The following is an 11,338-nucleotide window of genomic DNA, read 5'->3' as shown; positions in this document are numbered from 1 at the left end:
CCTATCCTACACAGGCCACACCGAACACCAATACAAAGCTATAGTAAAGGTCACGGGGTCTTTCCGTCCTTCTGCGCGTAACGAGCATCTTTACTCGTAGTGCAATTTCGCCGAGTTCGCGGTTGAGACAGCTGGGAAGTCGTTACGCCATTCGTGCAGGTCGGAACTTACCCGACAAGGAATTTCGCTACCTTAGGATGGTTATAGTTACCACCGCCGTTTACTGGGGCTTAAATTCACAGCTTCGCCTTACGGCTAACCGTTCCTCTTAACCTTCCAGCACCGGGCAGGCGTCAGTCCGTATACATCGTCTTGCGACTTAGCACGGACCTGTGTTTTTAGTAAACAGTCGCTTCCCACTGGTCTCTGCGGCCCTGCAGCGCTCCCGGAGCAAGTCCGTTCACGCCTTAGGCCCCCCTTATCCCGAAGTTACGGGGGCATTTTGCCGAGTTCCTTAACCACGATTCTCTCGATCTCCTTAGTATTCTCTACCTGATCACCTGAGTCGGTTTGGGGTACGGGTAACTTGAACCTCGCGTCGATGCTTTTCTTGGCAGCATAGGATCACTGATTTCGTCCGTGAGGACTACCCATCGAGTCTCAGCCGTAATGAGAGACGGATTTGCCTATCTCTCGGCCTACATTCTTAGACCGGGACAACCATCGCCCGGCTCAGCTACCTTCCTGCGTCACACCTGTTAATACGCTAACCGCACCAGAATAGGGTCGTACGCTAGGCCCCACGCCTCACCCCGAAGGGATTGGTCTAGGGGATTCAGATACTTAGCATTACTGGATTGGTTTGGGCGGTTCTTCGTCAGTACGGGAATATCAACCCGTTGTCCATCGACTACGCCTGTCGGCCTCGCCTTAGGTCCCGACTTACCCAGGGCGGATTAGCCTGGCCCTGGAACCCTTGATCATTCGGAGGACGGGTTTCTCGCCCGTCTTTCGCTACTCATGCCTGCATTCTCACTCGTGTAGCGTCCACGGCTGGTTTACACCGCCGCTTCACTCGCCACACGACGCTCTCCTACCACTCCGTACGGCTGAACCACGAAGGCTTACCTAAAATACGAAATCTACAACTTCGGTGGTGTGCTTGAGCCCCGTTACATTGTCGGCGCGGAATCACTTGACCAGTGAGCTATTACGCACTCTTTCAAGGGTGGCTGCTTCTAAGCCAACCTCCTGGTTGTCTATGCAACTCCACATCCTTTCCCACTTAGCACACGCTTGGGGACCTTAGTTGGTAGTCTGGGCTGTTACCCTCTCGACGATGAAGCTTATCCCCCACCGTCTCACTGCTGCGCTCTCACTTACCGGCATTCGGAGTTTGGCTAACGTCAGTAACCTTTTAGGGCCCATCAGCTATCCAGTAGCTCTACCTCCGGCAAGAAACACGCAACGCTGCACCTAAATGCATTTCGGAGAGAACCAGCTATCACGAAGTTTGATTGGCCTTTCACCCCTATCCACAGCTCATCCCCTCAGTTTTCAACCTAAGTGGGTTCGGTCCTCCACGTGCTCTTACACACGCTTCAACCTGGCCATGGATAGATCACTTCGCTTCGGGTCTAGAACCAGCGACTAAAACGCCCTATTAAGACTCGCTTTCGCTACGGCTGCCCCACACGGGTTAACCTCGCCACTGATCACTAACTCGCAGGCTCATTCTTCAAAAGGCACGCTGTCACAGCTACTAAGGCTGCTCCAACGGTTTGTAAGCAAACGGTTTCAGGTACTATTTCACTCCCCTCCCGGGGTACTTTTCACCTTTCCCTCACGGTACTTGTCCGCTATCGGTCATCTGGAAGTATTTAGGCTTATCAGGTGGTCCTGACAGATTCACACGGGATTTCTCGGGCCCCGTGCTACTTGGGATACTCTTCGGACCATTGCAACATTTCGACTACCGGGCTGGCACCGTCTATGGCTGGGCTTTCAATCCCATTCGTCTATATCACTTTGTAATCCTTGCTGTACGGCAGTAACAGCTGAAAAGTCCCACTACCCCGACCATGCAACGCCTGCCGGCTATCACACATGATCGGTTTGGCCTCTTCCGGTTTCGCTCGCCACTACTAACGGAATCACGGTTGTTTTCTCTTCCTGTGGGTACTGAGATGTTTCACTTCCCCACGTTCCCTCTACCCGCCCTATATATTCAGGCGGGAGTCACTGAGTCGTCTTGCAACGCCCAGCGGGGTTTCCCCATTCGGAAATCCTCGGATCAAAGCTCTATTATCAGCTCCCCGAGGCTTATCGCAGATTTATACGTCCTTCTTCGGCTCCAGATGCCAAGGCATCCACCGTTTGCTCTTAGAAAATTGATATCACATGAGTATAAGAATCGATCGCGACACCTAAGTGCCGAGATTGACCAATGAATTATTCCCCACAACCAAAGCTGTGAGGGTCATCGTTTATTTCTTGTGATCCGACCTTTCGGTCAGATCTAAGATGCTCGCGTCCACTGTGTAGTTCTCAAAATACGGGCGGTATCCTCCACCACAACCCCAAAGGGAAGCAGTACCAGGATCCGTTAGACCCAAACACCCTTGACGGGTGTTCACGGTCCTAAGGTACGAACACAAACCCAAAGGTTCGTGGCCGGTCCCTCAGGACCCAACAACGTGCAAAGACCAGCACCCCTGAAACCCCTCGTTCCAACCGGCAAGCCGGCGTACTAAAGAAACAACAGTTCCTCTGATCACAATGTCAATGTTCCACCCATGAGCGCCGTCCAACCCGAACAGGCTGGTACGACTCGGCAACATAAATTCGTTCCCCACTAACTCTGTGTATACCGCAGAGACGAGAAAACGAGTTGCACGTGCTCCTTAGAAAGGAGGTGATCCAGCCGCACCTTCCGGTACGGCTACCTTGTTACGACTTAGTCCTAATTACCAATCCCACCTTCGACAGCTCCTCCCCTTGCGGGTTAGGCCACTGGCTTCGGGTGTTACCGACTTTCATGACTTGACGGGCGGTGTGTACAAGGCCCGGGAACGTATTCACCGCAGCGTTGCTGATCTGCGATTACTAGCGACTCCGACTTCATGAGGTCGAGTTGCAGACCTCAATCCGAACTGAGACCGACTTTTTGGGATTCGCTCCACCTCGCGGTATTGCAGCCCTTTGTATCGGCCATTGTAGCATGCGTGAAGCCCAAGACATAAGGGGCATGATGATTTGACGTCATCCCCACCTTCCTCCGAGTTGACCCCGGCAGTCTCCTTTGAGTTCCCACCATTACGTGCTGGCAACAAAGAACGAGGGTTGCGCTCGTTGCGGGACTTAACCCAACATCTCACGACACGAGCTGACGACAACCATGCACCACCTGTTTACGAGTGTCCAAAGAGTGAACTATTTCTAGCCCGTTCTCGTATATGTCAAGTCTTGGTAAGGTTCTTCGCGTTGCATCGAATTAATCCGCATGCTCCGCCGCTTGTGCGGGCCCCCGTCAATTCCTTTGAGTTTTAGCCTTGCGGCCGTACTCCCCAGGCGGGGAACTTAATGCGTTAGCTGCGACACAGAAACCGTGGAATGGCCCCTACATCTAGTTCCCAACGTTTACGGCATGGACTACCAGGGTATCTAATCCTGTTCGCTCCCCATGCTTTCGCTCCTCAGCGTCAGTAACGGCCCAGAGATCTGCCTTCGCCATTGGTGTTCCTCCTGATATCTGCGCATTCCACCGCTACACCAGGAATTCCAATCTCCCCTACCGCACTCTAGTCTGCCCGTACCCACTGCAGGCTGGGGGTTGAGCCCCCAGTTTTCACAGCAGACGCGACAAACCGCCTACGAGCTCTTTACGCCCAATAATTCCGGATAACGCTTGCACCCTACGTATTACCGCGGCTGCTGGCACGTAGTTAGCCGGTGCTTTTTCTGCAGGTACCGTCACTTTCGCTTCTTCCCTACTAAAAGAGGTTTACAACCCGAAGGCCGTCGTCCCTCACGCGGCGTTGCTGCATCAGGCTTGCGCCCATTGTGCAATATTCCCCACTGCTGCCTCCCGTAGGAGTCTGGACCGTGTCTCAGTTCCAGTGTGGCCGGTCACCCTCTCAGGCCGGCTACCCGTCGTAGGCTTGGTGAGCTATTACCTCACCAACTACCTGATAGGCCGCGAGTCCATCCTTGACCGAAATTCTNCTTTCCAGCTCCTAGCCATGCGGCTGAAGCTCGTATCCGGTATTAGACGTCGTTTCCAACGCTTATTCCAGAGTCAAGGGCAGGTTACTCACGTGTTACTCACCCGTTCGCCACTAATCCACCGGAGCAAGCTCCGGCTTCATCGTTCGACTTGCATGTGTTAAGCACGCCGCCAGCGTTCATCCTGAGCCAGGATCAAACTCTCCATAAATGTTTGATTGCACCAACAAGCCGAAGCCCATCAATGCACATCTTGCGTTACCCGCACCCGGAATAGGGTGTCGAGGCAACAAGTTTGAAACTGACAGAACAAATCAATACTGACTTGCTTTGTTGTTTATATCTTTTTCCAAAGGAATCCGCTGTGAAAACGAAACCGTTCTGATTAGAACAATTCCCATAAACACAGTCGGGTTTTTGGCATTTGACGTTGTGCACGCTGTTGAGTTCTCAAGGATCGGACGCTCCTGACCTCCACCGCAAAACGGCTTCACCCCAGGGCTTTCAAAACCTATGTTGGCAACCTCCGCTGAAAGCGAAAGGCAACCTGTCTAACTTACCAGCTTCAGCGTTGCTGTCAAATCCAATGAAGCGAACCAGAACGGCACACAAACAACAGATCGACACACGCGTAAAGCGGGAAGACATCCAACGATCCGATGACGGAACCTACATGAGGAACTCCGCTACCTGACCGGACTAAAACTATAACAGATTTAGAGGATGGTGGCCCCCACTTGAGGCCGGAAACCTAGCAGCAGAACTGCCCGGGACTTCCGCACCTTTGGGGTGACAAGAGGAAACATTACGTGCATTCTCGACGCCCCACCAACACCGACTACATCCCGGGCGTGTCACAAAGATGAGGGCCCGCAAACACTGCACTGTGGCCAGACCTTGCGGTGAAGGGTGATGGTTTTCGACGACCTTCGTCTGGGCACCAGAGTGAACTACTCCCGCGGCCGGACTTCGTAAACCAGGTGAGCGAACTGACCGACAGCGGCAGCTGACGTCAACCGCAGACGATCAGAACCCAGCATCCGAGGGAAAAGCGGCGCCCCACCGATCACCGTCGCGGGAGCGAACGAGATCGAGATCTCATCGAGAGCGCCGGCATCGAAGAACTGGGCGGCGAGATCTCCCCCACCCACGATCCAGATGTCGCCATCACCAGCCGCTTCGCGAATGGCGGGCAGGGCATCCGCAACACTGCCGTGGACGAAACGTACGTCTGCACCTTCCGGCACAGGCAGATCACGCGTAGTGAACACGAAGGTCGGCTTGTTGCCGAAATATTCTGCCCACTTGTGTGGCTGCGCAATCAAGTCTTCTTGCTTGAGCACCCACTCGTAGGTGCTCGACCCCTCAACTTGGACTGTCGCGGTAGGCGCAACCGCCGGCGCCTCGTCACTAGGCACCGCGAACAGCCAGTCGAGAGAATCAGCCTCATCGGCAAGGTAGCCGTTGAGGGTGGACGCGGTTTCGAAAAGAATGCGTGACATGCGATCAGGGTACGGCCACCGGACGACACCGGCGGGCGGGGAACACTCAGCCGCGCCAGCCCTGGGTCTAGGAAGTGACGAAGATTCCCGCGAGAGTCTTTTTGCCGCGACGGAGAACCGCCACGTTTCCGGCGAGAAGATCGCTGCCGACCGTCGCTTGGTCATCCGCTACCGCAACGTTGTTGAGGTAGACGCCGCCCTGCGAAATCGCGCGACGTGCTTCACTCGCACTCGACACCAGCTTCGTGTCGATGAGCAACTGCACGATCGTCGCATCCGCTGCCGTCTCGACGTGGGCAAGTTCACGCAATGCTGCGGCAAGAGTGTCGGCATCCAATGAGGCCAATTCGCCCTGGCCGAACAGAGCAGCAGAAGCAGCAATCGCCGCGTCCGTTGCCGCGCGACCGTGCACGAGAGACGTGACTTCGTACGCGAGAGTCTTCTGTGCTTCACGCCTAAACGGCGCCTCAGCGACAGCGGTCTCGAGAGCCGCAATCTGATCGCGCGACAAGAACGTGAAGATCTTCACGCGCTCAATGACATCCGCATCGTCGGTATTGAGCCAGAACTGGTAGAACGCGTACGGACTCGTCATATTCGAGTCGAGCCAAATGGCGTTGCCTTCGCTCTTGCCGAACTTGGTGCCATCTGAGTTGGTGATGAGCGGGGTACCGATGGCGTGAACGCTCGCGCCCTCAGCCTTGTGGATGAGATCGCTACCGCTTGTGAGGTTGCCCCACTGGTCGCTGCCCCCGGTCTGCAATACGCAGTCGTAGTTGCGGTAGAGCTCCAAGAAGTCCATGCCCTGCATGACCTGGTAACTGAACTCGGTGTAGCTGATGCCGGCATCGCTGTTGAGGCGCGCGCTCACGGCGTCCTTCTTGATCATGGTGCCGACGCGGAAGTACTTTCCGACATCGCGCAAGAAATCGATCGCGCTCATGGGCGCTGTCCAGTCGAGGTTGTTGACCATGCGCACGGCATTGTCACCCTCGGTGCTCAAGAACTTCGAAACCTGACCCTGCAAGTAACTGACCCACTCAGCAACGGTGTCGCTGTCGTTCAGGGTGCGCTCGGCGGTGGGACGGGGGTCGCCAATAAGACCGGTCGCTCCCCCAACGAGTCCGAGCGGCTTGTGGCCGGCCAGCTGAAGGCGGCGCAGCAGCAGCAGTTGAACGAGGTTTCCCAAGTGAAGGCTGGGTGCCGTGGGATCGAAGCCGCAGTAGTACGTGATGGGGTCACCATCGAGAAGCTTCTCGAGGGCATCCGCGTCGGTGGAGACATGCACGAGGCCACGCCACGTGAGTTCTTGCCACAGGCTCTCGAAAGAGTCGTCGTTGTTCTGAGTACTGAGGGATTCTGATGCTGTCGCTGACACGTCATTAACCGTAGTGCCTAATACCGCAGTGGTGAGAGCAGCGAAAACGGCGGCATCCACAATGCTGAGGCACTGATTGTGGGGAATCAGGCTTGTGGGCCTGATGTTGAGAAATCAATGCTGTAGCCTTTAGTTATGTTCGTGATTACAGCAGACCAACGAAACAGCCGCAGGAGCGCGGATGCCGTGGGCCATACCCTGCAGCGCATCAATATCGAGCGCGCGGATGACCTCGCCCTACCCGCCGAACGTACCGCCGGAGATGAAGCCCAGATGCTGCTGACCTCGGCACAGGCCACCCTCGACATCACGCTCGAACTCACCCGCACGGAACAGTGGAGCGTGGGAATCGGGATCGGAGCAGTGCCGCTCCCCTACGGAACCACTGTGCGCGCGACCAGCGGACGCGCTTTTCTCGCCGCCCGCGAAGCCATCGACCGCGCCAAGAAAAGTCCAGCCAAATGCGCCGTCGAATCCGACCCTTCGAGCGAATTGACTCACGACATCGAACCGCTCCTCGAACTGTTGATTTTGCTGCGCAACCGGCGCACCGCCAACGGTTGGGAACTCTACGACCTGCTCAGCACCGGCATCACGCAAGCCGATGCTGCTGAACGACTCGGCATCTCGCCACAGTCAGCCAGCCAGCGCGCGCTTGTCGCCGGACTACGCACCGAAGAAGATGCCGTTCGAGCTCTTGCGAACCTGCTCGACAAAGCACACAGTGGAGTAGTAACCGACAACGCGCTCAGCGCAGAGGAAGGCACGTCATGATCGGCTGGTGGATCGCGGTACTCGTTCTCACAATCGGAGCGATTGGTGCATCCATGATTGCGGCCCGCACCGACAAGTTTTGGCTCGCCACCGTCTCACTGCTGCCCGTCGGAATTGCCCTCATTCTGGGATCGACCGGAAACCCATTACCGGGTGATGCCTCTGGACTCGTCATCTTGCTCAGCGCAGCCCTCGTCGCCCTCGCGACAATCGCGGGTAGCCCCCTCGTGGCACTCGTGCTCTCGCTTGCCTCGTATCCGGCACCCCGCGGCGAACACGGCGGCATCCTCGTCATCGACGCAGACTCTCCTCTGCCCGAGCGCGAGATTCTGCGCGGCGGAACCACGATCGGTTACCTCGAACGCTTCGCCTTCATCGCCTCGTTCATGGTGTGGCAGCCCGGCGCGATCGCCGTCATTGTCGCCATTAAAGGACTCGGTCGTTTCGCCGAACTGGAAAATGCGGCCGCGCGCGAACGATTCATCATCGGCACCCTCGTGAGCCTGGTGTGGGCCGGCTTGTGCACCGCGGCGCTGCTCGTCGGACGCTAAACCCGCTCGAGGGTCTTTTGCCTACGGCTGCTGCTGAGCGATTTCGCTGAGCGACTCGGGAGGCCGCGGCTTCTCGACCCATGTCACGAGCACTACCGAGACGATCATCAACAGGAGCCACGAACCAAGCTTCGCGATCGATACGAGTTCCCAACCGTCCGACTGATTCGGGTAAACCCACGCATTCGACCAGGTTGCCACGTTCTCCGCGATCCAGATGAAGATCGAGACCAGCACGAAGGCCACGAGCACGGGCATCCGGAATCGCGCCCGCGAGACTCTGACGTGCATGACCGTTCGCCACCAGACCACCGCGATCGCCGCAAACAGGAACCACCGGGCATCGACGATGAAGTGATGGCTGAAAAAGTTGATGTAAATCAGCGTGGCCAGAATGGCCGTGATCCAGCGCCGGGGGTAGCGATCGAAGCGGAGCTCGAAAAGGCGAAACACGCGCACCATGTACGACCCGACCGCCGCATACATGAAGCCGCTATAGAGCGGGACGCCGAAGATGTGAAGAAGGCCGTCGCCCTCATAGGTCCACGATCCGGCATCCGTTTTGAAGATCTCCATCACCGTGCCCACGATGTGGAACAGGATGATCACCCGCAGTTCGCGCAGTGTCTCCAGTTTGAAGGCCACCATGAGAACTTGGATGGCGAGAGCAGCCAACACCAGAAAGTCGTTGCGGGCGAGGGCCGCCGACTCTGGATACCAGAGGCGAGTGAGCACGAGAACGGCGAGTAGTGCTCCCCCGAACACGCAGGCCCAGGCTTGCTTGAGCACGAACACCGTGAACTCAATAGCCCACGTGCGGAGGCGCTGCGACCGCGCGCTCGTGCTGGCGGATTGCGGGTTCGCGGCCGCACCGCGCACCCGGTTGAGACGCCGGTGCGCCCACTCATCAATCCGCTGCTCGAGCGGTGTGAAGCGGGCCATTAGCTGCGCTTACGTTTCACCGCAGCACGATACGGGGAGACGCTCGGCTCCCCCGGAATCCAGAAGCGCCACGGATACTCGTCGGTGCCGCCATCGCCCGCGACGCCCGTGCGCGGACCAGCGCTAAACGGAGACTGCGACTGCGGCAGTTCCAGACGGACGCGACCCGACTCTAGGTTGGTGCCGGCGTCATCCAGCCGAATGCCCAGAGCCACCGCGAGTCGTGCTGGCCCCATAGCGAGGTCAGCCGGTTTCTTGGATGTTGCGCGACGTTCGGCCGCGACATCCATCCCCTCGATCACTTCGCCAGCACGTAAAAGGATTCCTGAGGCGACGCCCTCAGGCATGCACACCACATTCGCGCACGTGTGCATCCCGTAGGTGAAGTAGGTGTAGAGATGGCCGGGCGGGCCGTACATGACGGCATTGCGCTTGCCCGGCCCTCGAAAAGCGTGAGAACCAGGATCCACTTCGCCCATGTACGCCTCGACCTCGGTGAGCCGCACCGCGACCTCACCGACGCGCACGACAGCACCCAGCAAGAGCGGAGCAACCTCAGTCGCCGGCCTGCTGAGCAGTTCGAACACGTCTAGCGGATGACCTGCGGGTCGAGAGCAGCCGCGAGCACGCGAACACGCTCGGTGAGCTCGGCACGCTGCTCCGCAACGCGCACGGGAGCAGTTCCGCCGACGCCGGCACGGCTCGATACAGAACCCTCCACCGTAAGAACCGCACGCACATCACCGGTGAGGTGAGGTGAAATGGCGGCGTAGTCGTCATCGGTCGGTTCGTGAAGTTCAAGCGAGTTGTCTTCACAGAAACGCACGAGGGAACCGCTGATTTCGTGGGCTTCGCGGAACGGAACATGCTGGCGAACCAGCCAGTCAGCGACATCCGTCGCCAAGGAGAACCCCTGAGGCGCAAGCTCGGCCATGCGCTCAGTGTTGAAGCGCAGCGTTGCCACCATGCCAGTGAACGCCGGCAAGAGCACTTCGAGAGTCTCGACGGAGTCAAACACGGGCTCTTTGTCTTCCTGAAGATCGCGGTTATACGCGAGCGGCAACGCCTTGAGCGTGGCAAGCAGGCCCGTGAGGTTACCAATAAGGCGACCAGACTTGCCCCGAGCAAGCTCAGCGATGTCAGGGTTCTTCTTCTGGGGCATGATCGACGACCCCGTGGAATACGCGTCATCGAGCTGCACGAAATCGAACTCGCGCGTGTTCCAGAGAATGATCTCTTCACTGAGTCGCGAAATGTCAATGCCGAGCTGCGCGGTAATGAACGCGAACTCTGCCACGACATCGCGGCTCGCGGTGGCATCGATCGAGTTTTCGGTGGGGCGAGCAAGCCCCAGCTCCCGAGCGACCAGCGCGGGGTCGAGCCCCAGCGTGCTGCCCGCAAGCGCACCAGAACCATACGGCGATGTGGATGCGCGAACTTTCCAGTCCCGCAAGCGCTCTAGCGTGCGCACCAGAGGCCACGCGTGCGCGAGCAAATGATGCGCGAGCAGCACTGGCTGCGCATGTTGGAGGTGGGTACGACCCGGCATGATGGCCGCATCGTGCTTCTCAGCCTGCGCCACGATGGCGTCAATCAGGTCGACAACCATCGCGGCAATTGCGCCCGCATGGTCGAGCAGGTACATGCGCACCAGAGTCGCGATTTGGTCGTTGCGGCTGCGTCCGGCACGGAGTTTGCCTCCGACCTCAGCCCCCGCACGCTCGATGAGCCCACGCTCGAGAGCGGCGTGAACGTCTTCCTCCGACTCAAGGGCGGTAAAACTGCCATCGGCAACGGCTGCACTCAACGATGTCAGGGCATCCGTCATCGTTTCGAGCTCAACGTCGTCGAGGTACCCCGCGGCCGCGAGCGCAACAGCGTGCGCTCGCGAACCGGCGAGGTCATACTGCGCAAGCTGCCAGTCGAAGTGAGTTGATTTGCTCAACCGGGCAAGCTCAGGTGAAGGGCCACTTGCGAAGCGGGCTCCCCAGAGTTGTCCCTCACCAGTTTCGGCAGATTGCGCCATG

At 57.9% G+C, this 11,338-nt stretch carries 7 protein-coding genes and 2 rRNA genes; 2 read left to right on the top strand and 7 right to left on the bottom strand.

Annotated features, from left to right (window positions below; translation table 11 throughout):
• The 4 genes from I6E73_RS14520 to tyrS form a co-directional block, all read right to left on the bottom strand.
• Window positions 1-2,336: ribosomal RNA gene (locus I6E73_RS14520) — 23S ribosomal RNA — on the bottom strand; the annotation flags it as partial.
• A gap of 511 nt (window positions 2,337-2,847) precedes the next feature.
• A 16S ribosomal RNA gene (locus I6E73_RS14515) occupies window positions 2,848-4,375 on the bottom strand.
• Window positions 4,376-5,114: 739 nt separating this feature from the next.
• The gene (locus I6E73_RS14510) at window positions 5,115-5,666 is read right to left on the bottom strand and encodes a dihydrofolate reductase family protein (RefSeq protein ID WP_197126624.1); all 552 of its coding nucleotides are present in this window, start codon (window positions 5,664-5,666) and stop codon (window positions 5,115-5,117) included.
• A gap of 67 nt (window positions 5,667-5,733) precedes the next feature.
• Window positions 5,734-7,044: a tyrosine--tRNA ligase gene (gene tyrS, locus I6E73_RS14505; RefSeq protein ID WP_197126623.1), complete on the bottom strand. Its 1,311-nt coding sequence runs from the start codon at window positions 7,042-7,044 to the stop codon at window positions 5,734-5,736.
• A 135-nt stretch (window positions 7,045-7,179) separates the two neighbouring features.
• Here tyrS and I6E73_RS14500 point away from each other — a divergent pair, with 135 nt between their 5' ends.
• Window positions 7,180-7,818 carry a SatD family protein gene (locus I6E73_RS14500; protein ID WP_231601035.1) on the top strand — a complete coding sequence of 213 codons (639 nt, stop codon included), beginning with the start codon at window positions 7,180-7,182 and terminating at the stop codon, window positions 7,816-7,818.
• Window positions 7,815-8,369, top strand: a complete 555-nt coding sequence (locus I6E73_RS14495) for a hypothetical protein (RefSeq protein ID WP_197126622.1) — start codon at window positions 7,815-7,817, stop codon at window positions 8,367-8,369. Before I6E73_RS14500 ends, I6E73_RS14495 begins: the two co-directional genes overlap by 4 nt.
• A gap of 21 nt (window positions 8,370-8,390) precedes the next feature.
• Here the strand turns inward: I6E73_RS14495 and I6E73_RS14490 are convergent, their stop codons facing one another.
• Genes I6E73_RS14490 through argH form a run of 3 tightly spaced genes read right to left on the bottom strand, consistent with a single transcriptional unit; the run spans window position 8,391 to window position 11,337 of the window.
• Window positions 8,391-9,311 carry a DUF817 domain-containing protein gene (locus I6E73_RS14490; protein ID WP_197126621.1) on the bottom strand — a complete coding sequence of 307 codons (921 nt, stop codon included), beginning with the start codon at window positions 9,309-9,311 and terminating at the stop codon, window positions 8,391-8,393.
• A complete protein-coding gene (locus I6E73_RS14485) occupies window positions 9,311-9,898 on the bottom strand; it encodes a DNA-3-methyladenine glycosylase (RefSeq protein WP_197126619.1) in 588 nt (195 codons plus the stop codon). The genes I6E73_RS14490 and I6E73_RS14485 overlap by 1 nt, the downstream gene beginning before the upstream one ends.
• 2 nt (window positions 9,899-9,900) lie before the next feature.
• Window positions 9,901-11,337, bottom strand: a complete 1,437-nt coding sequence (gene argH, locus I6E73_RS14480) for an argininosuccinate lyase (protein ID WP_197126617.1) — start codon at window positions 11,335-11,337, stop codon at window positions 9,901-9,903.
• Window position 11,338 lies beyond the last annotated feature (1 nt).

This window comes from Salinibacterium sp. SWN248, assembly GCF_015864575.1.
Classification (GTDB): domain Bacteria; phylum Actinomycetota; class Actinomycetes; order Actinomycetales; family Microbacteriaceae; genus Rhodoglobus.
Note: the sequence above shows the minus strand (reverse complement) of the source record. Positions and strands in the feature narration are given on the sequence as shown.

What these genes read in the sequence shown, in the direction of transcription:
- I6E73_RS14510 (WP_197126624.1), bottom strand. Translation starts at nt 5,666, where the DNA reads ATGTCACGCATTCTTTTCGAAACCGCGTCCACCCTCAACGGCTACCTT.
- I6E73_RS14500 (WP_231601035.1), top strand. Translation starts at nt 7,180, where the DNA reads ATGTTCGTGATTACAGCAGACCAACGAAACAGCCGCAGGAGCGCGGAT.
- I6E73_RS14495 (WP_197126622.1), top strand. Translation starts at nt 7,815, where the DNA reads ATGATCGGCTGGTGGATCGCGGTACTCGTTCTCACAATCGGAGCGATT.
- I6E73_RS14490 (WP_197126621.1), bottom strand. Translation starts at nt 9,311, where the DNA reads ATGGCCCGCTTCACACCGCTCGAGCAGCGGATTGATGAGTGGGCGCAC.
- argH (WP_197126617.1), bottom strand. Translation starts at nt 11,337, where the DNA reads ATGGCGCAATCTGCCGAAACTGGTGAGGGACAACTCTGGGGAGCCCGC.